At 71.2% G+C, this 25,517-nt stretch carries 22 protein-coding genes; 11 read left to right on the top strand and 11 right to left on the bottom strand.

Going from position 1 to position 25,517, the window contains the following annotated elements; all coding sequences use genetic code 11:
* Positions 1-26 precede the first annotated feature (26 nt).
* The 6 genes from FHY03_RS16210 to FHY03_RS16185 all read right to left on the bottom strand — a co-directional run bounded on the left by FHY03_RS16210 (position 27) and on the right by FHY03_RS16185 (position 7,946).
* A complete protein-coding gene (locus tag FHY03_RS16210) occupies positions 27-371 on the bottom strand; it encodes a hypothetical protein (RefSeq protein ID WP_183923350.1) in 345 nt (114 codons plus the stop codon).
* Between the two features lie 430 nt (positions 372-801).
* Positions 802-3,294, bottom strand: coding sequence for a DNA topoisomerase (ATP-hydrolyzing) subunit B (gene gyrB / locus FHY03_RS16205; RefSeq protein ID WP_183923351.1), 2,493 nt, complete (start codon positions 3,292-3,294; stop codon positions 802-804).
* 52 nt (positions 3,295-3,346) lie between these two features.
* Complete coding sequence (locus FHY03_RS16200; protein WP_183931684.1) at positions 3,347-4,225, bottom strand: alpha/beta hydrolase; 879 nt, start codon at positions 4,223-4,225, stop codon at positions 3,347-3,349.
* A 3-nt stretch (positions 4,226-4,228) separates the two neighbouring features.
* A complete protein-coding gene (locus tag FHY03_RS16195; protein WP_183931683.1) occupies positions 4,229-5,431 on the bottom strand; it encodes an MFS transporter in 1,203 nt (400 codons plus the stop codon).
* A 549-nt stretch (positions 5,432-5,980) separates the two neighbouring features.
* Positions 5,981-7,441, bottom strand: a complete 1,461-nt coding sequence (locus tag FHY03_RS16190) for a PAS domain-containing protein (RefSeq protein ID WP_260159328.1) — start codon at positions 7,439-7,441, stop codon at positions 5,981-5,983.
* 184 nt (positions 7,442-7,625) lie between these two features.
* Positions 7,626-7,946 (bottom strand): multidrug efflux SMR transporter, encoded by a 321-nt coding sequence (locus FHY03_RS16185; RefSeq protein WP_183931682.1) that lies wholly within the window; start codon positions 7,944-7,946, stop codon positions 7,626-7,628.
* Positions 7,947-8,192: 246 nt separating this feature from the next.
* Here FHY03_RS16185 and FHY03_RS16180 point away from each other — a divergent pair, with 246 nt between their 5' ends.
* Both FHY03_RS16180 and FHY03_RS16175 read left to right on the top strand, forming a co-directional pair.
* The gene (locus FHY03_RS16180; protein WP_183923355.1) at positions 8,193-8,450 is read left to right on the top strand and encodes a hypothetical protein; all 258 of its coding nucleotides are present in this window, start codon (positions 8,193-8,195) and stop codon (positions 8,448-8,450) included.
* Between the two features lie 97 nt (positions 8,451-8,547).
* Positions 8,548-9,462, top strand: a complete 915-nt coding sequence (locus tag FHY03_RS16175; RefSeq protein ID WP_183931681.1) for a crotonase/enoyl-CoA hydratase family protein — start codon at positions 8,548-8,550, stop codon at positions 9,460-9,462.
* On the opposite strand, the gene FHY03_RS16170 is transcribed toward FHY03_RS16175, so the two are convergent.
* Entirely contained in the window at positions 9,459-11,417 is a 1,959-nt protein-coding gene (locus FHY03_RS16170; protein WP_183931680.1) for a bifunctional diguanylate cyclase/phosphodiesterase, read from the bottom strand. The two genes, FHY03_RS16175 and FHY03_RS16170, sit on opposite strands and share 4 nt — an antisense overlap.
* A gap of 418 nt (positions 11,418-11,835) precedes the next feature.
* Between FHY03_RS16170 and FHY03_RS16165 the strand changes: the two genes are divergently transcribed.
* From FHY03_RS16165 to FHY03_RS16125, 9 genes are all read left to right on the top strand, one after another.
* Positions 11,836-12,756 carry a hypothetical protein gene (locus tag FHY03_RS16165; RefSeq protein ID WP_183923360.1) on the top strand — a complete coding sequence of 307 codons (921 nt, stop codon included), beginning with the start codon at positions 11,836-11,838 and terminating at the stop codon, positions 12,754-12,756.
* Between the two features lie 27 nt (positions 12,757-12,783).
* Positions 12,784-13,581, top strand: a complete 798-nt coding sequence (locus FHY03_RS16160; protein WP_183931679.1) for a metallophosphoesterase family protein — start codon at positions 12,784-12,786, stop codon at positions 13,579-13,581.
* On the top strand, positions 13,578-14,246 hold the full coding sequence (locus FHY03_RS16155) for a hypothetical protein (protein ID WP_183931678.1): 669 nt from the start codon (positions 13,578-13,580) through the stop codon (positions 14,244-14,246). Before FHY03_RS16160 ends, FHY03_RS16155 begins: the two co-directional genes overlap by 4 nt.
* Positions 14,247-14,564: 318 nt before the next feature.
* Complete coding sequence (locus tag FHY03_RS16150; RefSeq protein WP_183931677.1) at positions 14,565-15,431, top strand: SDR family oxidoreductase; 867 nt, start codon at positions 14,565-14,567, stop codon at positions 15,429-15,431.
* Between the two features lie 134 nt (positions 15,432-15,565).
* Complete coding sequence (locus FHY03_RS16145) at positions 15,566-16,018, top strand: MarR family winged helix-turn-helix transcriptional regulator (protein ID WP_183923368.1); 453 nt, start codon at positions 15,566-15,568, stop codon at positions 16,016-16,018.
* Between the two features lie 4 nt (positions 16,019-16,022).
* Positions 16,023-18,026, top strand: a complete 2,004-nt coding sequence (locus tag FHY03_RS16140; protein ID WP_183931676.1) for an FUSC family protein — start codon at positions 16,023-16,025, stop codon at positions 18,024-18,026.
* Positions 18,023-18,247: a DUF1656 domain-containing protein gene (locus tag FHY03_RS16135; RefSeq protein WP_183931675.1), complete on the top strand. Its 225-nt coding sequence runs from the start codon at positions 18,023-18,025 to the stop codon at positions 18,245-18,247. Before FHY03_RS16140 ends, FHY03_RS16135 begins: the two co-directional genes overlap by 4 nt.
* Positions 18,248-18,252: 5 nt before the next feature.
* Positions 18,253-19,146 carry an HlyD family secretion protein gene (locus FHY03_RS16130; protein WP_183931674.1) on the top strand — a complete coding sequence of 298 codons (894 nt, stop codon included), beginning with the start codon at positions 18,253-18,255 and terminating at the stop codon, positions 19,144-19,146.
* Positions 19,143-20,564 carry an efflux transporter outer membrane subunit gene (locus FHY03_RS16125; protein WP_183931673.1) on the top strand — a complete coding sequence of 474 codons (1,422 nt, stop codon included), beginning with the start codon at positions 19,143-19,145 and terminating at the stop codon, positions 20,562-20,564. The genes FHY03_RS16130 and FHY03_RS16125 overlap by 4 nt, the downstream gene beginning before the upstream one ends.
* Before the next feature lie 171 nt (positions 20,565-20,735).
* On the opposite strand, the gene FHY03_RS16120 is transcribed toward FHY03_RS16125, so the two are convergent.
* The 4 genes from FHY03_RS16120 to FHY03_RS16105 all read right to left on the bottom strand — a co-directional run bounded on the left by FHY03_RS16120 (position 20,736) and on the right by FHY03_RS16105 (position 25,322).
* Positions 20,736-21,419 (bottom strand): AcvB/VirJ family lysyl-phosphatidylglycerol hydrolase, encoded by a 684-nt coding sequence (locus FHY03_RS16120; RefSeq protein WP_311721982.1) that lies wholly within the window; start codon positions 21,417-21,419, stop codon positions 20,736-20,738.
* Between the two features lie 74 nt (positions 21,420-21,493).
* Positions 21,494-23,833 (bottom strand): xanthine dehydrogenase family protein molybdopterin-binding subunit, encoded by a 2,340-nt coding sequence (locus FHY03_RS16115; RefSeq protein ID WP_183931672.1) that lies wholly within the window; start codon positions 23,831-23,833, stop codon positions 21,494-21,496.
* Positions 23,830-24,819, bottom strand: a complete 990-nt coding sequence (locus FHY03_RS16110) for a xanthine dehydrogenase family protein subunit M (protein WP_183931671.1) — start codon at positions 24,817-24,819, stop codon at positions 23,830-23,832. The genes FHY03_RS16115 and FHY03_RS16110 overlap by 4 nt, the downstream gene beginning before the upstream one ends.
* Positions 24,816-25,322, bottom strand: coding sequence for a 2Fe-2S iron-sulfur cluster-binding protein (locus FHY03_RS16105; protein ID WP_183923381.1), 507 nt, complete (start codon positions 25,320-25,322; stop codon positions 24,816-24,818). Before FHY03_RS16105 ends, FHY03_RS16110 begins: the two co-directional genes overlap by 4 nt.
* Positions 25,323-25,517: the final 195 nt, after the last annotated feature.

Below are 25,517 nucleotides of genomic sequence, written 5' to 3'. Positions count from 1 at the left end.
ATCCCCTACCATAGAGTAGGACCGCGTCAGAGCGCGGGTGGCGCGGCGACGATGCCGCAGCCAGCGGCGGCACGGGCGACCTCGAGCGGCACCTTGGGGTCCTTCACCTGACCCGCGACGCGGACGAAGTCGCCCACAGTGAGGCGGCCGGGCGTGGTGTCGCCCTCGCGCGCGGCGCGCGCGGCGCGGCCGAGCTGCTGCAGCTGGCCGAGCGACAGGTTCTTCTCGAGGTGCTCGCCGACACAGGTCGACTGGTCGGGCGCGAACCCGTAACCTTGGAGCGACGAGGCGATGCGCGCCGACGGATCGACGCACGCCGATGTCGCGCCGAGAAGCGCCAAGCACAGCCCGGCGGAAATCAATGGTCTCATGGTGCACCTCCCCTGTTGGAGGAAGAACCACGTTAACCTAGATTGTTTCCTGGTAGTTATGCACTGGCGCCGGGGTCATTTTTACTTGTCACGGGATCAGCAGCGCAGAAACGGCGGCTGCGCTTTGCCCGCCGCGGGAGCCGGATAATCTCTGTCGTTTGAAGCAATAGCGTATGATCGACCTGGTGTGAACCAGAGGAGTGCTCCCGCGCACGCAGGACCCAGAACGACGAGAGTCATGGCAGCGGCTCTGGGCTCCGGCGTTCGCCGGAGCACGGTTCCACGGGGTGGATCAGACCACAGCGGACTACTGCACGGCAGGAGCCAAGGTGGCGAGCATGAGCGACGCGGCCTCGTGCGCCGGCTTGCGCCGGAGCACGACCCCGCACTCTGCGTCCTGCTGACGCACCGCGGCTCGGCGCCGCGTCCCTCAGACGTCGAGGTTGGCGACGCTCAGCGCATTCTCCTGGATGAACTCGCGGCGCGGCTCGACCACGTCGCCCATCAGCCGGGTGAAGATCTCGTCCGCCACGTCGGCCTGATCGATCGCGACCTTGAGCATCGAGCGGTTCGACGGATCGAGCGTGGTCTCCCACAATTGCTCCGCGTTCATCTCGCCGAGCCCCTTGTAGCGCTGGATCGCCAACCCCTTCCGCCCCGCCGCCAGGATCGCGTCGAGCAGCTGCGACGGACGCGCCACGAGCGATTCGCCGCGCCCGACCGTCACCGTCTCCTCGCCCTCCTCGTCGGTCGCGACTGCGTCCGCCGGGGTCTCGACCGCCGCGCCCTTGACCGGCACCAGCTTGGAGGCGTGCGCGAAGTTCTCGGCCTGCTCGGCGGCGAGCGTGTGGAGCTTGCGCGCCTCGGCCGAGGCGAGGAACGCCGGCTCGACGATATGGTGGTCGGTCACGCCGCGCCACAGCCGCTCGAAGTGGATGCCGCCCTCGTCGGTCAGCCGCGCGCTCCAGGTGGCCTCGCTGTCGCCCTGGTCGAGCCGGCGGGTCACCTCGGCCACGGCGTCGGCGCGCGCCTCGCGCGTCAGCTCGGGGGCGAGCGCGCCGCCGAGCGCGAGCGTCTCGATGATCACGGGATCGTAGCGACGCGGCACGTAGCGCATCAGCGTGCGCATCCGGCGCGCATGCTCCACCAGCGGACGCAGGTGCGCGCCGGTCAGCGCCTCCGCGCCGCGGTCGAGCGCCATCGCGCCGAGCCCCGCGTCGACGAGATACTCGTCCAGCGCGGCATCGTCCTTGAGGTAGACCTCCGACCGTCCACGCGTCGCTTTGTAGAGCGGCGGCTGCGCGATGTAGAGATGCCCTTGCTCAATGATCTCGGGCATCTGGCGGTAGAAGAAGGTCAGCAGCAAGGTTCGGATGTGCGCGCCGTCGACGTCCGCGTCCGTCATGATGACGATCTTATGATAGCGCAGCTTGGCGAGGTTGAAGTCGTCGCGCCCGATGCCGGTGCCCATCGCCTGGATCAGCGTGCCGATCTCCTTCGAGCCCAGCATCCGGTCGAAGCGCGCCCGCTCCACGTTGAGGATCTTGCCGCGCAGCGGGAGAATGGCCTGGAAGTGGCGGTCGCGTCCCTGCTTGGCCGAGCCGCCGGCGGAATCACCCTCGACGAGGAACAGCTCGGACTTGGCGGGATCGCGCTCCTGGCAGTCGGCCAGCTTGCCGGGGAGCGAGGCGATGTCCATCACGCCCTTGCGCCGGGTCAGCTCGCGCGCGCGCTTGGCGGCCTCGCGCGCCGCGGCGGCGTCGATGATCTTGCCGACGATCGAGCGGGCGTGCTGCGGGTTCTCCTCGAGCCACTCGGCCATCTTGTCGGCCATCAGGCTCTCGAGCGGCTGGCGCACCTCGGACGAGACCAGCTTGTCCTTGGTCTGCGAGCTGAACTTGGGGTCTGGCAGCTTCACCGAGACGATCGCGGTGAGCCCCTCGCGCATGTCGTCGCCGGTGAGGCTGACCTTCTCCTTCTTCAGCAGCCCCGACTTTTCGGCGTAGCTGTTGAGCGTGCGGGTCAGCGCGGCGCGGAAGGCGGCGATATGCGTGCCGCCGTCGCGCTGCGGGATGTTGTTGGTGAACGCCAGGACGTTCTCGTAATAAGAGTCGTTCCACTCCAGCGCGACCTCGATGCCGATCTGGTCGCGCATGCCCGCCACCGAGATCGGGTCGGGGAACAAAGGCTGCTTGTTGCGATCGAGCCACTTCACGAACGCGGCGATGCCACCTTCGTAGAACAGCTCGACCTGCCTGGGCTCCTCGTGCCGCGCGTCGGTGAGGAACAGCCGCACGCCCGAGTTGAGGAAGGCGAGCTCGCGATAGCGATGCTCGAGCTTGTCGAAGTCGAACTCGGTGATCTTGAACGTGTCGGGCGAGGGAAGGAAGGTGACGCGCGTTCCCTTCATCCCCTCGGCCGTGCCGACCACCTTGAGCGGCGCGACTGCGTCGCCGTGGGCGAAGCGCATGTAATGCTCCTCGCCGTCGCGCCAGATCGTCAGGTCGAGCCACTCGCTGAGCGCGTTGACCACCGACACGCCGACGCCGTGGAGCCCGCCCGACACCTTGTAGGCGTTGTCGTCGCTGGTGTTCTCGAACTTACCGCCGGCGTGAAGCTGGGTCATGATGACCTCGGCGGCGGAGACGCCCTCCTCGGGGTGGATGCCGGTCGGGATGCCGCGACCGTTGTCGGTGACCGAGACCGAGCCGTCGGCGTTGAGTGTGATGTCGATGCGGTCGCAATGGCCGGCGAGCGCCTCGTCGATCGCGTTGTCGCTCACCTCGAACACCATGTGGTGGAGGCCCGAGCCGTCGTCGGTGTCACCGATGTACATGCCGGGACGCTTGCGCACCGCGTCCAGACCCTTCAGCACTTTGATCGATGAGGCGCCGTACTCGCTGGAATTCTGCTGTTCTGCCATAGCGGGCATATAGGCACGGCGCCCCCCTAACGGAAGCGAAATGGCGCCCTTCTCAGCCGAGGAACTGGTCAATCCGCGCCAGCACGCGCTCGCGGATCGGGTCGGCCTCGCGCAGCAGCTCGTGGCCGCGGCCGGGCAGCAGCTCGAGCTGGCCGAGCGGCAGGATGCGCGCGGCGCGTGCCACCGCGCGCGGCGACACGATCGGGTCGCGCCGCGACACCAGCAGCAGCGCGCGCGTGTCCACCGCGGCGAGCGCGGCGGGGCGAAGCTTCGCGATCGAGGCACAGGCGGCGCGAGTCCAGCCCCAGCTCGGTGCGCCCGAGGCGATCTGGGGATGGTTCGTCTTCCACCAGACCTTGTCGGCCTGGCGTTCGGGGCAGGAGGTCATCCGCCCGCCGACGTTGCCCGCGTCGCCCTCCCACACGCGCCGCTCGCCGCGGCCGGTGCGCGCCGCCGCGGCGGCGAGCGCCGCGATCGCCGGCGTGCCGAGCGGGCCGGCGCGCAGTCCCAGCATCGGCGACGACAGCACAGCGGCGTCGAAGCGCGCGCGCTTCTCGGCGAGCAGGCGGAGCAGCAGGTGCGCGCCCATCGAATGCGCCACCGCAACCTGCGCCGGCCGCGCCGCGACGAACTCGGCCAGATCGTCGAGCAGCGGATCGAGGCTGTCGAGATGGTTGACTAGCGAGTCACGCCCGACCCGCCCCGAACCGCCCTGGCCGCGCCAGTCGAAGCCGGTGACGCTCCACCCGCGCCCGCGCCAATGCGCCATCGCCTCCAGATATTTCTCGGCGAAATCGCCGCGTCCGCCGAGGAACAGCAGCCGCCCGCGCGACGCCGGCGCCGGCCAGTCATAGGCGCGCAAGGCCCAACCGTCGCGCGCGCGCCAGCTCGTGAAGGCGAGCCCGGGCGGGTGGCGGCGCCGATCGAGCATCGCTCAGCCGTCTGCGCGCGGGCGCAGCGAGAGAAACAGCAGCGCCGCCGCCACCATCGCCCCGACGCCGAGCGCGAGCGCGAGATCATAGGCGCCGGTCGCGTCGCGCAGTCGCCCGAAGCCGACCACGCCGGCCGCGGTGCCGAGCAGGGCGATCACCAGCAACGAGCCATACGTCTCACCGTACGCACCGACCCCGAACAGCCGCGCCGCGAAAAAGGGCAGCAGGTCGTTCTCCGCGCCGTTCATCAGCCCGGCGAGGAAGACGATCAGCCATAAGGCGGCGAGACCGGGCGCGCTCAGCTCGAGCAGCGCGAACCCGGCCGCCGACAGCAGCGCCACCGCGGCGGCGACGCGGTGCGGCGCGAGCCGGTCGACCAGCGCGCCGATCGCGACGCGCGCGACCAGCTGCGCGCTGCCGAAGGCGGTGACGAGCAGCGCCGCCTCGATCTCGCCCAGCCCGCGCTCGAGCCCGAGCGGCACGAGCTGGGTCACCAGCCCGACCGTCGCGAAATTGACGCAGAAGGCGGTCAGCCCCAGCCGCCAGAAGCGCCCCTCCCGCCGCGCCGCGCGCGCGCTGGGGCCGCCTGCCGTGTCCAGCGGCGCGACCGGTCCGACGCGGCGCAGCGCGAGCAGGGTCAGTGGCAGCGCCACCGCCACGACATAGAAAGCGAGAACGACGAAGCCGCCGCGCCAGCCCTCTCGCGTGATCGCCGCCCCGACGAGCGGCGGCATCAGCAGGGTGGTCACCGACAGGCCGGAGGTGGCGACGCCGAGCGCCAGCCCCCGATGCGCGACGAAGCGGGTCGCGATCAGCCGCCCGTACGCGACCGCGCTGGTACCGGGCACGCCGAGCGCGAGACACAGCACCATCACCTGATAATGCCACAGCTCGCCCGCCAGCCGCGTGAAGGAAAGGTAGGTGGCGCCGAGCAGCAGCAGCGAGAAGGCGATGACCGGAACCGGCCCGGCGCGATCGGTGGCGCGGCCGAAGAACGGGATGGCGACACAGCCGAGCAGCCCCACCCCCGCGGCGGTGGCGATCTCGCCGCGCGTCCAGCCGAACTCGGCGATCAGTCCGGGGATGAACAGGCTGGAGATGTTCTGGAACAGCCCAGGTCCCGCACCCATGCCGACCAGCCCGCCCAGCACGAGCGGCCATCCCGCGCGCCACTCGGCGCCGGCGCGGTGATTCGGTATACTCATCCGCGCCAAGCCCTAGGATGGTTGACCGGCCGCCTACCAGCGCGCGCGCAGTAAATTTCGGTTCGTCTTGGGTCGGAATGGCGCGGGTGGGCCTCTTCAGCCGGCGCTGCCATGAGCCGACGCTTCTCCGGCGATGGAAGTCACCCGCAAAGACGCTCTGCCGCTCCCGATACCGCTAGCACTTAGGCAACGCTGAGGTCGTCGAAGCTTCGCCTCAAAGCATTCTTGCCACGCGGTGAGGGTGTCTGTTGAGGCGCCGCCTCGACAAGCTCAGGGCTTCTCAGCGCGAACAGACAAGCGGGCGCGGTCGCTGCTCGTCACCAAGCGCCGCCTGGAAGAGTGGCTGCCGGTCGAGGCGGTATCGACACGCGGCTGACCCGATCCCGCGCGACGCGGCACACGCACCGTCGCACGCACCACTTACCCCGCCGTCTCGCATGCTCGCGCCTGTGTCATCGCCCATTACCCAGGTGTCCGCGACGGCACGCCGCTTCGCGGAGGAGTCCTCAGAAGGGCGGGGCAGAAGGGCTCCTTTCGTCGCTGCCCGTCCTAGTCGAGCGATAGCGGCAGCACCGCGGTGAACACCACGCCCTCGGGTCGATAATCGATATCGGCGCTGCCCCCCGCCTCGCTCGCGAGCACGCGGCGGATCAGCTGCGTGCCGAAGCCGCTGCGCTCGGGCGCGACCACCGGGGGGCCCGCGCGCTCGATCCAGCTGAGCCGCAGCAGCGCCGGAGTGGCGCGATCGATCAGCTCCCACGTCACCTCCACCACGCCCGCGGCGTTGGAGAGCGCGCCATATTTGGTCGCGTTGGTGGCGAGCTCGTGCAGCGCCAGCGCGAAGGCCACGACAAGGTGCGGCGGCAGGTTCAGCGCGGGGCCGTTCAGCACGAAGCGCTGGCCATCCTCGATCCCGAACGGCGCCAGCGTACGCTCGAGCAGGTCGCGCACCGAGGCACTGGCGAAAGCCTCGCTGACGAGCAACTCGTTGGCGGCGGCCATCGCCTGGATACGCGCCGCGATCGTCTCGCCCGCGTCCTCGAGCGAGCTGGCGCGGCGGATCGTCTGCGCCACTACCGCCTGGAGCGAGGTGAGCGTGTTCTTCACACGGTGACTGAGCTCGCGCGCCAGCAACGCGCGATGGCCCTGGTCGCGCCGACGCTCGGTGATGTCCTGCGTGGTGCCGACCAGCGCGATCGGTGTGCCGTCGGCGCGGTGGTTGGCCTGGCCGCGCACCTGCACCCAGCGCTCCTCCCCCGAGGGCAGGATGAGGCGGTATTCCGCGTCGAGCATCGTGCCCTCGGTGATCGCGCGCTCGATCGCGCCGGCCTGCATCGCGCGGTCGTCCGGGTGGATCGTCGCCTGCAACTCCTCCAGGCTGAGCGAGTCGTGAGGGCGGCGGCCGCAGATCGCCTTGCAGCTGTCCGAGGCGATCAGGTGGCGCGTCTCAAGGTTGAGGCTCCACGTGCCGAGCCGCCCCGCCTCCAGCGCCAGCCGCAGCCGCTGCTCGCTCGCCTGTAGCTCGGCGGTGCGGCGCGCCACCTCCGCCTCCAGCTCGTCGCGGTCGCGCTTCAGCCGGGCAAGCCGCTCGCGCTCCTCGGTGACATCATATTGCGAGGCGAAGTAGAAGGTCAGCACGCCGTCGTCGCTGAACACCGGCGAGACCAGGAGGCGGTTCCAGAAGGTGGTGCCATCCTTACAATAGTTGAGCAGCTCGAGCTCGATCGGCTTGCGCAGGTCGATCGCGGCGCGCAGCCGGGCCACCTCGCCGCGGTCGGTCGCCGGGCCCTGAAGGAAGCGACAGTTCTTGCCGATGATCTCGGCGCGGTCATAACCGGTCAGCCGCGCGAACGAGGCGTTGGCGAAGACGATCGGGTTGTCCGGCTGGCGCGGGTTGGTGATGAGCATCGGCATGCGCGTGGTGCGCACGGCCGAGGAGAACGGGTCGGGCCCGTTCCCCGCGCGCACCAGCTCACGGATGATCCGCGCCTCTTCCTTGAAGTCGGGCAAAGTCTCGATGTCCCCCAGCGGCGATCGAGTCGAGGCCGCAAAATCCCTAATATGGGTTAGGAACTCGCGGGGGAAGCCTCCGTTGCGTACGGCCGTCCCGCGGGCGTGATCGCGCGGCGACGTTCAACGGCAGCAGTTGGCGCCGCGACCTGCCTGGATCCCGCCGCAGCGCGAAGAGCGATACTCAGGCCGTCGCGAAGAACTTGGTGCCGACGACGCCAATGATGATCAGCACGATGAAGCCGACCTGCGCCAGGGTGAGCGTCTCGCCGAACAGCACTACGCCGAGCAGCGTCACGCCGACCGCGCCCAACCCCGTCCACACCGCATAAGCGGTGCCCGCGGGCAGGCCGCGCATCGCCAGCGCGAGCAGCCCCATGTTGACGAAGCTCAGCGCGATGGGGATCGTCGAGACGAGCACCCCAGGGCGCATCGCCGCCCATTTCAGGCTCAACGCCCAGATGATCTCTGTGACCACGGCAACGCCGAGGATGAGCCACGCCATGAGGAGGTTCCTTCTCGCGGGCTCGGAGACGTGTCCGCGGCCGGAAACCCGGAAGAGGCCGCGAAGGCGCGCCCGATAGGCGCCCGCGCCGGTGCTGTCCAGAGCGGCTCGTCCGCGACCCGGCCGCGTTCCTCGTGCGTCGGAGCCCGGCTGGACGACCGTCGACGTTAGTGACTCTGGGCTCCGGCGTGCGCAGGAGACCGAAATCTAGAAGTCGCGATTCGGAGTGAGGGGCAGCATCCCGCCATGGCGAAGAGGAAACGGTACCTGACCGCGACGCTGGCGGACGGTTACGTCAAGACGATCGGGCCGACCGCGGCGCCGTTGACGCATTACTGGCGCATCGTCGCACAGCTGCACAACGGCCGAACCGAGGTGTTCTGGGGTCACGAATCATCGCATCGCGCGGCGCTCGCCAAACGCCTGCCGGCGGAGGAGGCGGCGAAGCAGCGCGGATGGCGATCGTTCGACTTCGAAGTGGTCGCGTTGCAGGAATACGACTGACGGACCATCGCGGGACACGTAACAACGCCAGCATCCGCGAGCGCTCCGGGATATTCTTCTCACGCAGCAAAGCGCTGCACGAGAAGAGGAAAACATCATGACTGTCGAATATCCTCCGGTTGTCCCCGGGCCGCACCACCGCCTCCAGCACGCCGACTCGCTTGCCTCGGGCGCGCGGCCGCTGTTCCAGCTCGACCAACTCGACGTGAGCTTCGATCCCGCGCTGGGCACCTTGTGGACCTATATGCACCCGCGCACGCGGCCCAGCTTCAACCCGGACCTGCTGCGCGACTTCGTCACCTGGCAGGACGATATCGAGCTCGCCTGCGCCAGCGGCGCCATGCCGATCCGCTACCTCGTGCTCGGCTCGCGCTTCCCCGGCGTCTTCTCGCTGGGCGGGGATCTCGATTTGTTCGCGCAGCATATCCGCGCGGGCGATCGCGAGTCGCTGGTACGGTACGGGCGCGCCTGCGTGCAGATCCTCCACCGCAACATGACCGGGCTCGACCGACACATCGTCACGATCGGGCTGGTCGAGGGCGACGCGTTGGGCGGCGGCTTCGAGGCGCTGCTGTCATTCAACGTCGTCATCGCCGAACGCGGCGCGAGCTTCGGCCTGCCCGAGACGTTGTTCGGGCTGTTCCCTGGCATGGGCGCGCATTGCTTCCTGTCGCGTCGGCTCGGCGCGGCGCGCGCCGAACAGATGATCCTAAGCGGGCGGACCTATCGTGCGGAGGAGCTGTACGAGATGGGCCTGGTTCACGCGCTCGCCGAGCCGGGCGCGGGCCGCGACATGGTGGAAGACTATATCCGCCAGAATCGCCGCCGCCACAGCGCGCATTGCGCCATCTACGAGGCGTCGCGCGCGGTGAACCCGCTGCCGCTCGCCGAGCTGGAGGCGGTGGTGGACCTGTGGGCCGACGCCGCGCTGCGGCTGAGCGAGTCGGATCTCAAGCTGATGCGTCGGCTGACCGGCGCGCAGACCCGACTGCTCGAGCGCGCCGCGGCCTAGCCGTTCCCCGCGCGCAGCCGCGTGCCGGCGAACATGGCGGCGACCATGTCTGCCGGCATCGGCCGCGCGAGCAGATAGCCCTGTACCGCGTCGCAGCGCGTGCGGCGCAGCTGGTCGAGCTGCGCCGCCGTTTCCACCCCCTCGGCCACGGTCCGCATCCCGAGCTTGGCGGCGAGATCGACCACGGTCTGCACGATCGCGATCGACGCCGGGCTGTGATCGAGGTCGGTGACGAAGGACCGATCGATCTTGAGCGTCTGGAACGGGAAGCGCGTGAGATAGCTCAGCGCGGAATAGCCCGTCCCGAAATCGTCGAGCGTGGTGTTCACCGCGAGCCGATTCAGCGCCTTGAGCGCGGCGAGCGAGGCGTCGACGTCCTCAAGAAGCACAGATTCGGTCACCTCCAGGTGCAGCCGCTGCGGCGCCAGTCCCGTCGAGTCGAGCGCGCTGATCACCACCGCGGGCAGGTTGCTCGCGCGCAGCTGCACCGGCGATAGATTGACCGCGATCGAGATATGCGCCGGCCAGTCGCGCGCGGTGCGGCAGGCCTGGTGGAGCACCCAGTTGCCGATCGCGACGATCTGCCCGTTGTCCTCCGCGATGGGGATGAACTCGGCCGGCGACACCGCGCCGTGGCGTCGGTTGGTCCAGCGCAGCAGCGCCTCGCACGAAGTGATCCGCTCGCCAGCCAGGTCGTAGATGGGCTGGTAGACCAGGTGGAACTCGCCGCGTTGCAGCGCGCCGTGCAGTTCGGCGGCGAGCTGGCGGCGGCGCTCGATCTTCTCGTCCATCGCGGGTTCGTAGAGCGACATCTGGCCGCGTCCGCTCTCCTTGGCACGATACAGCGCGAGGTCGGCGTTCTTGAGCAACGTGTCGGCGTCCGTGCCGTCGCGCGGCGCCACCGCGACCCCGACCGAGACGCTGGAGCGCAGCCGGTGGCCATCGCATTGCGCCGGTTCTCCCACCACCTCGAGCAGCCGCCGCCCGATCGCGACCGCCTGCTCGGGGTTGTCGAGCGCGCAGACGATCGCGAACTCGTCGCCGCCCAGCCGCGCGACCGTGCCGCAGTCGGTGAAGGTGCGCCGCAGCCGCTCCGCCACCGCGACTAGCAGCGCGTTGCCGGCGAGATGCCCGAAGGTGTCGTTCACTTCCTTGAAGCGGTCGAGGTCGAGCCACAACAGGGCGAGCGACCCGCTGTCCGCCGCCACGGCGGCGAGCCGCGCCTCGAACTGCTCGCGGAAAGCGGTGCGATTGGCCAGCCCGGTGAGGTCGTCGCGCCGCGCCATATTGGCGTTGTGCTCGGCCAAGGCGGCTTTCTCGTGCGAGACGACGACCGCGCGCAGGATCGCTTCATAGGTCTGCAGCGTGATCTCCATCATCGCCACGACGAACAGCAGGATGACCGACGCGAGCACCGCCTTGAGCGGGTCGAACGCGATCAGCAGTCCCACGACCAGCGGCAGGGAGGCACCGCACAGCTGGCTCAGCGCGATCGACGGCCTCCCCGCATTGCGCCCGGCGATCCCGGCGGCGTAGCCGATCGCGGTGGTCACCGCGAGCAGCTGGAGCACGCCGTCCTCCGTGCGTGTGAGCGTCAGCAGTCCGAAAAGCCCGAGCAGCCCGGCGTAGCTCAGCGCGCCGAGCCGGTAGCCGCGCTCCTGCCGCCGCGCCGACGCCCCTGCCCCCACCGTGGCCTCCGCCCCCTGGCGGTGCAGCCGCACCGCGTCGACGATGCGAATCACGCCCACCACGCCGATCATCACGGCGCAGCCGGCGAGCCAGCGGTCGCGGCTGACCGCGGCCACCACAGTGGCGATCACGCTGCTGGTCAGCGCGCCGATCACCAGCGACTGCGGCGAGGCATAGAGCGACTCGACCAACGTGGCCCGCACCGCCGCGGTGATCCGCTCGTCCTTGTGTCGCAGCTGCCGCAGCCGGTGGATCAAACGCGCCATAACTTCCTCATGCGCGGCAACTATCTACCTTCTCTAAAGACCCACCTTAACCAGCGTTGGTATCCTGCGGTAACCAGCGCTCCATCCCGCAGGCGCATCGCTGCCGCAGCGACGCGCAGGTCACTGTCTCAAAACGAACCATAAACATCGAGCGAGCGACCGCCGTCGAGACATGCGTCTTGACGAGCGAGCGACCGCGCCGGCGCCGCGCAGCTTGCAGCCTGCTACAGAGCGAGCGCCACGCACGGCGTCACGTTCGGATCCGTGCTCGTCTCACTCGCCCGGCCGTTCACTTTTTGACACGCGATCAACGCTGTTTCCCTCCCGGCCTAATCGCGTAAGGCGCTGATTAACCATTCGGTGCCGCCACTTCCTGCGCGGTGACGGGCACCGTGACGCCGGCCTCAGGGAGAGCCCGATGATCCATGACAGAGCGGCCCTCGCCGCGCTCGCTTTCTCCACACTCGCCCTGCCCGCGGCGGCGCAGGTCCTCGAACCGCCCGAGCGGGCCGTGCGCTACGACGCCACCAGCGCGATCTCGCCGTCGAGCGCGAACGCGACCGTCTCCGCTGCCACCGTGCCGCAGGCGATGGAGCGGCTCGACCGCGACGACGCCACCGTCGACGTGTCGCTGGGCGGCATCTACGGCGAGGGCGATTTCGGTACCGGCTCGACGACGACGATCTGGAGCTCAGCGCTCGGCGCGCGGTTTCGCCTGAACGACCTAACGCTCTCGGCCTCGCTGCCGTGGATGCGGATCCGCAGCCGTTCTACCGTCTTCACCGGGATCGACGCCACGCCGGTGCTCGTCGCGCCCAATACATCCGCGGTGAAGCGCACGGCCGAGGGCATCGGCGATCTCACGCTCGGCGCCGCCTACACGATCGCGCCGGCGGGCAGTCCGGTGGAGATCGAGCTGTCGGGGCGCGCCAAGATCAACACCGCATCGCAGCGCAGCGGCCTGTCCAGCGGGGAGAACGACTATGCCGTCGGCGCCGACGCGTCGCTGCCGATCGGCGCGGTGACGCCGTTCGTCTCGGTGACCTATCGCTTCCTCGGCGACACCGCGCAGTACGAACTGCGCGACGGCCCGGCGGCTTCGGCGGGCGCCTCGTTCGCGCTCGGGCGCGACGCCTATCTGCTGACCTCCTACCATTATGCGCGCGCGGCGACTCGCCTGGTCGAGGACGCGCACGAGCTGTTCGCCGGCGCTTCGACACGGCTCGCGGGAACACCGCTGCGGCTGACGGGGTTCACCACCGCAGGGCTATCGCGCGGTGCGGCCAGCTTCTCGGCGGGTCTGGCCGTGTCGGTGGGATTGTCACGAGCGCGCGAGTGAGCGCGCCAGCACAGGGGTAGCGAGCGAGTGACGGGCGGCGATCACGCGAACGAGCCGGGACGGATCTACGCGATCGGCGACGTGCACGGTCGCTTCGATCTATTCCGCGCGCTGATGCGTACGATCGAGCGCGACCATGCCGCACGTGCGCCGACCGTGACTCGGATCGTCCTGCTCGGCGACATCGTCGATCGCGGTCCCGACAGCGCGCGGCTGGTGCGCGGCTGCATGCGGCTGAGCCAGCTCAATTCGCGGTTCACCGTTCTGAGAGGCAATCACGAGGAGATGATGGTGCACGCGCTCCGCGGTGACCTCTGGGCCTATCGCGCGTGGCTGGACTTCGGCGGTCGCGAGACGCTGCTGAGCTGGGGTGCCTCGCCCGCGCTCACCGACGACATGCCAGGGATCCGCGAGCTCCGCGCGGCGGCGCAACTGGTCGGCCGCGACGTGATCGACTGGCTGGCGCGGCTGCCTTTGACGCTGCGCCACGAGGATCATCTGTTCGTCCACGCGGGCGTCCGGCCCGGCGTCGCGCTGGAACGTCAAGTGCCGCGCGACCTGCTGTGGATCGGCGAGGAGTTCCTCGATTCTGACGAGGATCACGGCGCTACCGTCGTGCACGGGCACACCATCGTGGAGCACGGCCCGGAGGTGCGTGGCAACCGCGTCGGGCTCGACACCGGCGCGTATCGCACCGGTCGCCTCACCGCCATGGGTCTGGAACGCGGCGAACGCTGGTTCCTGCAGGCGACGGGTGCGGCCGCGCCGGTGGCGGTGGAACGCGGAGAGGCAGCCGAGCATCGGCAGACGGTGGCTGCATGGTGACCCGCCCGCCCGCCGCCTTCGACGACGAACTGCTCGACGCCGCGCTGCTGTCGGTGCTGGGGGAGCCCACCGCCGCGACCGACGACGCAAACGGCCGTACCGCGTCGTCGCCGCGCGGCGTCGCCCGCTCGCTCGCGCGATCGCGCCGGGCCTCGGCGACGCTCGGTCTCGCCGCGGTGGGCGCGATCGCCGGCCTCGCCTTCCTGACTCTCGCCCGCGACGACGCTCCCGATCCTTCGCGCGTCCGAGCGACGGTGCCGAGCCAGCGCGCGGATGCCACGAGCGTCGGAAGCGCGCCGGTCAGCATGGCGTCTGTGCCCGTCGCATCGACCGCCGTCCCGGCGACACCCGCCGCCCGTCCTCGCTCGATCACGCGACCGACGCCGCTGCCCGCCGTGGCCGTCCGGCTCCCACGCCCCCTCGATCGGCCTGCCGACGTGGAGGTAACCCGCCGACCTGCCGTGGTACTGACGGACCGTATGATCGGCGCGGTGGAGCCGGCGGCGATCGCGATCTCGGCGCCGGCCGCGCCTCAGCCCGAACCCATGGCGAGCATGATAGTCGATCCCGCTCCTCAGACGGAAGCGACCGCCCCCAGCGCCACGACGCAGCGTGCCCGGCGCGACTCCGTGGTGGCGATCCGCGGCTTCCGCCGGCAGTGGTGAGCGCTCGTCGCGATCGACCCGTCTAGCGCAGTGGCGTGATGTATGAGCGCAGCGGCCCTGCCTAGAACCTGACCCATCCAAGTCGAAGCGCGCCCGCGCGCGCCGAAGCCAGCCCCGTGACGGTCGGCGTCGGCGACTCTGGGCTGCGGCGTTCGCCGGAGCACGCGGACGATGCAGACGAGGTGGGTCAGGCGTAGCACCGCCAAAACGGGGATCGTCTCGCTTGCGGAACACCATATCTAAATTGCGTGCCTATTCGCCCCCTCACGGAACGGACATCTTCGCCTTCGTCAACACGACTTACGAAGGAGACCCCTCATGACCATCCTCGTCATCGGTGCCACCGGCCGCGTCGGCCAGCACGTCGTCGATCAGCTGCTCGCCCGCGACTCCGACGTCCGCGTTCTCACACGCGATCCCGCCAAGGCGAGCTTCCCCGCCGCGGTCGAGGTGGTGAGAGGCGACCTGCTCGACATCGACTCTCTGCGCGCCGCGCTCGGCGGCATCAGCACCCTGTTCCTGCTCAACGCCGTCACAGGGGATGAATTCACCCAGGCGATCATCACGCTCAACCTCGCGCGCGAGGCCGGGATCGACCGCATCGTTTATCTCTCTGTGTTCGGCGCCGACGAGGCGGTCAACGTCCCGCACTTCGCGGTCAAGTCGGGCGCCGAGCGGATGCTGGCAGCGACGGACGCGGGCGCGACGATCCTGCGCCCGACCTACTTCATCGACAACGAGGCGATGGTGAAGGACGTCATCCTGCAGCACGGCGTCTACCCCATGCCGATCGGCGGCAAGGGCGTGGCGATGGTCGACGCGCGTGACATCGCCGAGGTCGCCGCGATCGAGCTGATCCGCCGCGAGCGCGCGCCCGCGAAGCTGCCGCCCGTGACCATCAACCTGGTCGGCCCGCAGACGCTGACGGGCGCCGATGTCGCGGCGATCTGGTCCGACGTGCTCGGCCGCCCCGTCGTATACGGCGGCGACGATCCGAGCGGCTTCGAGCAGAACATGGCGTCCTTCATGCCGCGCTGGACCGCCTATGAGATGCGGCTGATGGCGGAGCGCTACGTCAGCGACGGCATGATCCCGCACGAGGGCGATCGCGAGCGGCTGACCCAGCTGCTCGGCCGCCCGCTGCACGACTATCGTGAGACCGCCATGCGTTTGGCCGCGGCCTGACCTCAACTGTCCGGCAGAGGCGCGCCCCGCGTCACCGGCAAGAGCTGGAGGCGCGGGGAGAGCTCGAGGAGAGGTTTACCGCAACGCCGACGCGACCTCTTGCGATGAGATAGATAGATAGCTAACTAACAGGTATGCCCGTTAGGTCGTCTCCGCCCGAGCGTCAGCTCACCACGTTGCTCGTCCCGCTGGCGCGCGCCTACCGCCGCCATCTCGACCGTGAACTGGCCGCTCTCTCGCTGTCGCACTCCTCCGCGCTGGCGGTGATGCTCCTGGGGCGGATGGAGGATGGAGTACGCCAGGGTGCACTGGCCGAGCAGCTCGGGGTCGAGCCGCCCACGGTCGTCCCGATGCTCGACCAGATCGAGCGTGCGGGGCTCGCCGAGCGTCGCGCCGATCCCGCCGACAAGCGCGCCAAGACGCTCCATCTCTCCGACGCGGGCCGCGCGCTGGCCGCGGCGGCGGAGGCGCGCTCGGCCGAGATCCGCACGGCGCTGTTCGCCGGGATCGATCCCGCCGAGATCGCCGTGGCCAGCAAGGTGCTCGAGCGGCTCGCCCACGCGCTGGCCGCGGCGGACGCGACCTGATCCGATGCGCGTGGGTCTGCGCGAGGTCGTGTTCTCGGCCAATTGTTTCGCGGCGGCGATGCTGGCGCTGTACGTCTCGTTCGCGCTGGGGCTCGAGCGCCCGTTCTGGGCGATGGCGACCGTCTATATCACCAGCCAGCCGCTGAGCGGCGCGGTCCGCTCCAAGGCAGTGTTCCGCCTGATCGGCACCCTCGTCGGCGCGAGCGCGGCGGTGGTGATGGTGCCGCTGCTGGTGGGCGCCCCGCTGCTGCTCTCGCTCGCGCTCGCCGGCTGGGTGGCGGCGTGCCAGTTCGTCTCGCTGCTCGATCGCACGCCGCGCTCCTACCTCTTCATGCTCGCTGGCTATACCGCGGCGCTGGTCGGCTTCCCGACCGTCGGCCATCCCGAGGCGATCTTCGACGTCGCGGTGCTGCGCGCGCAGGAGATCGGCATCGGCGTGACCTGCGCCGCGCTCGTCCACGCCGCGATCTGGCCGCGCAGCGTCACCGCGCTGCTCGGCGCGCGCGTACGGACTTTACTGGGCGAGGCCGAGCGCTGGATCGGCGACGCACTCGCCCCGGCCCCGACGGAGCGCGCCGATCAGGAGCGCCGTCGTCTCGCCGCGGACGTCACCGAGCTGCACGTCATGGCGACGCATGTCCCGTTCGACACCGCCGCCGCGCGCCCCACCCGCGCGCTGCTGAGCGCGCTGCAGGACCGGTTCGTGCTGCTGCTGCCGCTCGTCTCCGCGGTCGAGGACCGTCTCCGCGCGATCGCCGTCGAGGGTGAGGTGCCGGCCGAGGTGGCCGCGCTGGTCGACGATATCCGCGGCTGGGCGAGCGACGCGGACGCGCACGAGCCGGCTAGCCTGGTGGCGCGCGCCGACGCGCTCGCCGCGGCGCTGACACCCACGGACTGGCGCGAGCTGCTGATCGCCAATCTGCTCGACCGGCTGCGCGAGCTGGTGGAGGCGCTCGACACCGCGCGACTCGTCGCGGCGCAGGCGATCGCTCCCGACGCCGCGCCGCCGGAGCGGGTGCTCGCGCTGCTGAGCGAGCGGCGACAGCGGCCGCTCCACCGCGACCTGCCGCTCGCGCTGCTCTCCGCCGTCGCAACCTTGGCCGCGATCCTCGCCTGCTGCGGCTTCTGGATCATGACCGCCTGGCCTGAGGGAGCGGTCGCGGCGATGATCGCGGCGGTGGTATGCTGCTTCTTCGCCACGATGGACGATCCGGTGCCGGCGCAGCGCGGCTTCCTGATCTGGACGGTCGCGTCGCTGCCCTTGGTCGCGCTCTACCTGTTCGCGCTGCTGCCGCTGGTACACAGCTTCGAGACGCTCGCGCTGCTGCTCGCGCCCGCGCTGCTGGTGCCCGGCGTGCTGATGGCACTGCCGCGCTGGTACGGGCGGATGATGCCCTTGCTGATCGGGCTCGCGGGCGGGCTGGCGCTGACCAACAGCTTCACCGCCGACGCGGCCGGCTTCTTCAACGGCAGCGTCGCGCAGCTCGCCGGCGTCGCCGCGGCGATGGTGGCGACACGGCTGTGCCGGAGCCTCGGCGCGGGCGCTGCGCTGCGCCGGCTGCGCCGCGCCGGCTGGCGCGAGCTCGTCGAGCTGGCCGCGCGCCCGGGCCGCGCCCCGCTGCCGGCGTGGCGGAGCCGCATGCTCGACCGCGTCGGGCTGCTCGGCGCGCGGGTCGGCGACCTCGAGCAGGGCGACCGCGACGCCGGCATGGCCGCACTGCGCGAACTCCGCGTCGGCGTGAACCTGGCGCAGCTCGCTCCCGCCAACGACACCGCCGATGACACCCTCGCGGCGCTGCGCGCCGACGTCGCGGCGCATTACCGCGCCCGCGCCCGCGGCGAGGTGGCCGCACCTGACGCGGCGCTGCTCGCGCGGCTTGACGCGGCGATCTCAACGGCGCTGGCGGAGGCGCCCGCTCCGCGCGACCGGCTCGCCGCGCTGACCGGGCTGCGCCGCAACTTCTTCCCCGCCGCCCGCGGGCTCGACCACGCGAGGGCGGCGGCATGACTGGCGAGATCGACCTGGCGGGCGTGTACGTCCACCCGCTGCTGCTCGCCGCGGTGCTGGCCTTCGTCGCGGCGGAAACGATCGGCTGGGCGCTGGCGCGGCTCGGCCTCTACCGCTTCGTCTGGCATCGCGGGCTATTCGACGTTGCGCTCACCGTCATCCTGTGGGCCGGCTGCGCCGCCCTCCTCGGCGGCACCGCGCCCGCCGCTCTCTTCGGCTAGGAATCATGAGAAAGATCGTCATTCTCCGCGTCGCCGTGACGCTGGTCGTGGTCGCCGTCGCCTGTCTCGCGGCGCAGCGGCTGTGGATCCATTATGAGGAGGAGCCGTGGACGCGCGACGGCCGCGTGCGCGCCGACGTGGTCCAGGTCGCCCCCGATGTCTCGGGTCTCGTCACCCAGGTGTTCGTGCGCGACAACCAGCCGGTCGCGGCGGGGACGCCGCTGTTCGAGGTCGACCGGCCGCGCTACCGGCTCGCGGTGGCGCAGGCGCGCGCGGCGATTGCGGCGCAGCAGGTCCAACTCGCCCAGGCGCGGCGCGAGGCGCGGCGCGACCGCGAGCTCGGCGATCTGGTCGCGGGCGAGGTGCGCGAGCAGAGCCTCGCCAAGGTCGCACAGCTCGAGGCGACGCTGGGGCAGGCGCGCGTTGCACTCGACACCGCCGAGCTCAACCTCGCGCGGACCTTGGTGCGCGCGGGCGTCGCGGGCACGGTGACCAACCTCGACCTCCGCCCCGGCGACTATGCCAGCGCGGGCCACCCCGCCTTCGCGATCATCGACCGCGCCTCGCTCCACGTGATCGGCTATTTCGAGGAGACCAAGCTGCCGCGCATCCACGTCGGCGACGCGGTGCGGGTGCGGCTGATGGGCGACGACGGCGCGCTCGCCGGCCACGTCCAGAGCATCGCCGGCGGAATCGAGGACCGCGACCGCAGCGCCGGCGCCAATCTGCTGGCCAACGTCAACCCGACCTTCAGCTGGGTGCGGCTGGCGCAGCGCATTCCGGTGCGGGTCACGCTCGACCGAGCGCCCGCCGGCACGTCGCTCGTGGTCGGGCGCACGGCTACGGTCGAGGTGGTGCCTCCCGCTCCTGCCCCGTCCGCGCGGGAGCATCGCGCGTGAGCCCGCGGCGCCTCGCCCCCGCGCTGCTCGCCGGACTGCTCGCCGGCTGCGCCGCCGCCGGCCCGAACTATCACCGCCCCGCCAGCGCCGTGATCGAGCGGCCGAGCGCGACCGGCGCGTTCGTCTCGGGCGCCGCTGCCGCCTACGCGCCGGCGCCGCTGCCCGACCATTGGTGGCGGCTGTACCAGGACCCGCTGCTCGACCGGCTCGTCACCGCGGCGATCGCGCACAACACCGACCTGCGCGTCGCCGACGCCAATATCGCGCGCGCGCGCGCCGCCCTCGACCTCGCCGAGACCGACCGCACGCCGCAGGCGCAGGTCGAGGTCGCCCCGGGCTACGCGCAGCGCTCGGCGGAGGAGGAGCTGTTGCCCGGCGCGGCGCTCCCCTCCGCCCCGGTCTATTCGGGTCGGGTCGGCGTCTCCTACCAGCTCGACCTCGCCGGGCAGGTGCGCCGCGCGGTCGAGGCCTCGACCGCCGATGTCGCGGCGATGCGGGCCGCCTATGACGCGGTGAGGGTCACGGTCGTGGCGGACACGACTCGCGCCTATGTCGACGCCTGCGCCGCCGGGCGCGAGATCGGCGTGGCGCAGCGCGCGCTGGCACTACAGCAGCGCACCACCGCGCTGACGCAGCGGCTGGTGCGCGCCGGGCGCGGCATCTCGCTCGACGCGACGCGGTCGCGCGCGCAGGAGGAGCAGGTCCGCGCGACGCTGCCGACGCTGCTCGCGGCTCGGCAGGTGGCGCTGTTCCGGCTGGCGACGCTCACCGGCCGGCCTCCCGCCGAGTTCGACCGCGACGTCGCCGCCTGCGCGCTCGAGCCCCGGCTCGACCGCGCGATCCCGATCGGCGACGGCGCCGCGCTGCTGCGCCGCCGCCCTGACGTGCGCCGCGCCGAGCTGCTGCTCCACGCCGCGACCGCGCGGATCGGCGTGGCGGAAGCGGCGCTCTACCCGCGCGTGACACTCGGCGCCTCCGCCGGTTCGGTCGGGCTGCTGCGCAACGCCTTCACGAGCGACACGTATAAGTTCTCGCTCGGTCCGCTGATCAGCTGGGAGTTCCCCAACCGCCGCCGCGTGCGCGCGCGGATCGCTGGCGCGCAGGCCGAGACCGACGCCGCGGTGGCCAGCTTCGACGGCGTCGTGCTCGGCGCGTTGCGCGAGACCGAGACCGCGCTGACCGTCTACGCGCGCGATCTCGACCGCCGCGCCGCGCTGGCGCAGGCGCGCGGGCAGGCGGCGCGGGCGGCGAGCGACTCGGAGCGGCTGTTCACCGCGGGGCGGACCGGCTTCCTGCCGGTGCTCGACGCGCAGCGCACGCTGATCGGCACCGAGCAGACGCTCGCCGCGGCGGACAGCCGGCTCGCGGCGGACCAGGTCCAGCTGTTCCTCGCGCTGGGCGGCGGCTGGGAGGTGTAGCCCTCGCAAATCCTCCCCGCTGGCGGGGAGGTGGCAGCGCGTCTGCGCTGACGGAGGGGGCTTTCCGCGAGCGAGCCGGTCCGTTTGCCCCCCCCTCCACCACGCGGCTGCGCCGGGCGGTCCCCCTCCCCGTACCGGGGAGGATTGCGCAGCCTCGCGCGTGCGCCACCGTCAAGGCCGGTCCGCCCGCCCCACCGCCGCCAACACGTGGCGCAGCAGCCCCTGGGCGTCGTGATTGATGTTGTGCCCGCCCGGCATTGCCACCTTGCGCAGATTTGGCAGGTCGAGCAGCGGGCACAGGCTGTCGTCCTCCTCGGCGCCGTAGATGCAGGTCAGCGGCGTCCAGGTCAGCGTGCGCGCGGTCGTCACCGCGACGCTGTCGGGCGTGCCGTGATAGGCCCAGCCAGTCGGGTCGGCGCGGTAGAAGACGGCGTCGCCGGGTAGCACGAGGATGATCCCCGCCACACGCGCGCGCAGCTCGGCCGGCAGGTGCGCCATCCCGATCTGGACGATGTCCGCGCCATAGGACTGGCCCATCACCACCAGCCGCCGCGCGCCCGTGCGCGCCAATGCCGTGCGCACCGCGTCGGCGATGAAGGCGTCCACCTCGGCGCGGGTGCGGCGTCGGCGGAAGTAGACCGGCGACGAGATGCCGACCACGCCGATATGATGCTCGGTCAGCCCGCGCGAGGTGGAGGCGCCGAGCAGGAAGCGCAGCCCCATGTCGCCCGAGAGGTTGACCACCGCGACGTCGCGCACCGGCGGCGCCGCCGGGTAGACGTGCACCGCGTTACGATCGAAGTAGCCCGCCGCGGCCACCGCCGCGCAGACGAACGCCGAGCTGACCAGACTCACCCGCACGCCGCGCCAGAAGGCGGAGCGCGGACGCCGCGCCGGACTGGCCGTCGCGCGCTTTCCCCACCGCCGCGCTATAGCAATTTGTCCAGCGTGATCGGCAGGTCGCGCACGCGCCGGCCGGTGGCGTTGTAGATCGCGTTGGCCACCGCCGCGCCCACGCCGGTGATGCCGATCTCGCCGACGCCGTGCGCGCCCATCGGCGTGTGCGGGTCGGGGATATCGGTCCAGATCACATCGATCTCGGGCACGTCGAGGTGCACCGGCAGGTGATATTCGGCGAGGCTGGGATTCATGATCCGGCCGTTGCGCTCGTCGAACTGGGTCTCCTCCATCAGCGCGAGGCCCAGCCCCATGATGATGCCGCCGCGGAACTGGCTGGCGGCGGTCTTGGCGTTGAGGATGCGCCCGCAGTCGAACGCGCCGAGGAAGCGGCTGACCCGCGTCTCGCCCGTCACCGCATTGACCTTTACCTCGCAGAACAAGGCGCTGTGCGAGTGCATCGACCAGTGCATGAGCTCCAGCGGCGGCGAACCGGCCTTGATGACGGTCACCTCGTCCCGCTGCGCGCGCGCCAGAATCGAGGCGTAGCTCTCGCGCCGCGCAACGTCGTCCAGCTTGGCCAGCCCGCCGTCCTCGCTGCCGACCTCGCTCGCCGCGAGCCCGGCGAGCGGCGAGTCGTTCCCCGCCAGCGTCAGCAGCTCGGCCACCAGCGCGTTGTGCGCGGCGATCACCGCCGCGCCGATCGCGGCGGTCTGCTGCGACCCCCCCGCCATGATCGCGCCAGGGATGGCGGAGTCGCCGTAGGCGACCTCGACCCGGTCGAGCGGCAGGCCGAGCCGCTCGGCGGCGACGATCGCGGTGGTGGTGGAGGTGCCCATCCCCATCTCCGCCGCCGCGACCTCGACCAATGCGCTAACCCCGTCGCCGTCGCGGCGGAGCGTGATCCGCGCCTCGGCGCCGGGCATACGATAATAGGGATAGGTGCCGGTGGCGCAGCCGGTGCCGACCAGCCACTCGCCCTCGCGCCGCGCGCCCGGCGCGCCGCGGTCCGACCAGCCGAAGCGCGCCGCGCCGTCGCGCCACGCCGTGTCGATGTGGCGCGACGAGAAGGGCAACCCGGTGGTGGGGTCCTTGTCGGGCTCGTTGAGCAAGCGCAGCTCGACCGGGTCGATCCCCAGCGCCACCGCGAGCTCGTCGATCGCCGACTCGAGCGCGAAGGTGCCGACCGCCTCGCCCGGCGCGCGCATGAAGGTGTTGGCGAGCATGTTCATCTGCGTCACCTCCACCTGCAGCCGGATGTTGGGGCAGGCATAGCCCGCGCGGGTGCCGAGGATGAACGGCTCGGGCATGTTGTTGTGCGGCGACATCACCGACAGACCGGTGTGGATCAGCGCCTCGAATTTGCCGTCGGCGCTGGCGCCGATCGCCACGCGCTGCTCGGTCAGCGTCCGCCCGCCGACGACGCGGTACACGCCCTCGCGCGACAGCGCGATCCGCACCGGTCGCCCCGACAGTTTCGCCGCGGCGGCGCCGATCACCTGATGGTCCCACAGCCCCTTGCTGCCGAAACCGCCACCGACATAGGGCGAGGTCAGCCGCACCTGCTCGGGGGTGAGGTCGAACACCTCGCCCAGCGTCTGCGCCTGCTGCGTGACCATCTGGCTGGCGTCGTGGATCACCAGTTCGTCGCCGACCCAGGCGATCGTCGCGGCGTGGGGCTCGATCGGGTTATGGTTGTGCCGCGGCGTGCGATAGACCGCGTCGACCCTGACCGCGGCCTTGGCCAGCGCACCCTCGGCGTCGCCGATCTCGTTGAGCAAAGGCTGGCCCATGAACAGGCCCTGTGCGATGCCGTTGGCCTTGGCGCCTTCCAGCGAGGTGGTCGAGGACTCGGCGGCGTAGGCGACCTCGACCAGCGCGGCGGCATGGTCGGCCTGCTCCTGCGTCTCCGCCAGCACCGCGACGATCGGCTGGCCGTTCCAGTGGACGCGATCGTCCTGGAAGATCGTCAGGTCGGCGGGGCCGACGCCGTGCGGAGAGGAACCGAACGCGGGCGGCTTGTTCATCCGCGGCGCGTTGAGGTGCGACATCACCAGCACCACGCCGGGCGCCGCCTCGGCCGCGGCGGCGTCGATCACGGTGATCCGCCCGCGCGGGATCGTGGCGTAGACCAGCGCGCAATAGGCCATGTCGTCGAAGCGGAACTCCGCCGCGAACGGCGCCGCGCCCTTCACCTTGAGCGGCCCGTCGAGCCGCGACACCGCCGTGCCGATCAGCCCGTGCTTGTGCTGGATCAGCGGGTCGGGCACGCCGCCGGGGATCCAGCTGTCGGGCGCGAGCGGGACCAGCTTGGTCATCGCGCCCTGCACCAGGCCCTGCGCGCCCTGCTTGACCGTGTCGACGATGCTCATGCCGCCTCTCCCTTGACCAGCTCGCCCAGCACCGCGGCGAGCGTCCGCCCCGCCAGCGCCGGCTTGAACGCATTGTGCCGCAGCGGCGCGGCGTCGGCGAACTCCAGCGCGGCAGCGGCGTGGAACGCCTCGGGCGTCGCCGGGCCGCCGCGCAGTGCGGCCTCCACCTTGAGCGCGCGCCACGGCTTGTGCGCCACCCCGCCGAACGCGACGCGCACGTCGCCGACGCGGTCGCCGTCGAGCTCGATCGCCGCCGCCACCGAGATCAGCGCGAAGGCGTAGCTCGCGCGGTCGCGCACCTTGCGATAGGTCGAGCGCGCCGCCAGCGGCAGCGCGGGCAGCTCGATCGCGGTGATCAGCTCGCCCGGCGCCAAGATCGTGTCACGGTCGGGCGAGTCGCCCGGCAGGCGGTGGAACTCGGCGATCGGCACCGTCCGCTCGCCGCCCGCGCCGGCGACATGCACCTGCGCGTCGAGCGCGACCAGCGCGACGCACATGTCGCTCGGATGGGTCGCGACGCACGCCTCGGACGCGCCGAGCACCGCGTGGATGCGGTTGAAGCCCTCGCGCGCGTCGCAGCCCGCGCCCGGCGAGCGCTTGTTGCAGCGCGACCCGTCGGTGTCGTAGAAATAGGTGCAGCGCGTGCGCTGGAGCAGGTTGCCGCCGACCGTCGCCATGTTGCGGATCTGCGCCGAGGCGCCCGCCAGGACCGCGCGCGACAGCATCGGATAGCGTTCGCGCACCGCGCGATGCTCCGCCAGCGCGGTGTTGCGCGCGGCCGCGCCGATGCGCAGCCCGCCGCCGTCGGTCTCCTCGATCGCGGCGGAGAGGCCGGTGACGTCGACCAGCGCCTCGGGCCGGGCCACCGTCTCGCGCATCAGGTCGACCAGATTGGTGCCGCCGCCGAGATAGGCGGTGGCGCTCGCCGCGCCGAGCCGCAGCGCCTCGTCGGCGTCGCCCGCGCGGGCGTAGGTGAAGGGGGTCATGCCGCCCACTCCGCGGCGACGGTGGCGCGGATCGCGTCGACGATCCCGTTGTGCGCGCCGCAGCGGCACAGGTTACCGCTCATCCGTTCCTGCACCTCCTCCCGGGTGAGCGCCACCGGCGCACCGAGGTCGGCGCTGACGTGGCTCGGCACGCCGCGACCCGCCTCGGCCGCCATGCCGATCGCCGAGCAGATCTGGCCGGGCGTACAATAGCCGCACTGGAAGCCGTCATGCTCGATGAACGCCTGTTGCAGCGGGTGGAGCCCGTCCTCGCCCGCCAGCCCCTCGATCGTGGTGACCGAGCGGCCCTCGTACTGCACTGCCAGCGCGAGGCAGGAGAGGATCCGCTCGCCGTCCACCAGCACCGTGCAGGCGCCGCACGCGCCCTGGTTGCAGCCCTTCTTGGTGCCGGTGAGATGCAGCGCCTCGCGCAGGTGATCGAGCAGCGAGACTCGCGGGTCGGACGGCGGCGCCACCGCCTCCCCGTTGACGATGAGCGACATAAGGGCTTCTCCCTACCTCTCCGATGCGGCGCGAGCGCCGTGCTAACCTATACCAAGTTTCGGAAAGCGCGCGGCATCTTTCGCGGCGACGCGGCACTCGATCGGGCGCGGCGGCGCGTCATCGTGGCGCGCGGACGCGGCTGGGCTAAGAGCAGGACGAGAGGACGCGGCGAATCGTCGCCGCGCCGGTCACCT

Origin of the sequence: Sphingomonas sp. BK345 (assembly GCF_014193845.1) — a bacterium.
Classification (GTDB): domain Bacteria; phylum Pseudomonadota; class Alphaproteobacteria; order Sphingomonadales; family Sphingomonadaceae; genus Sphingomonas.
Note: the sequence above shows the minus strand (reverse complement) of the source record. Positions and strands in the feature narration are given on the sequence as shown.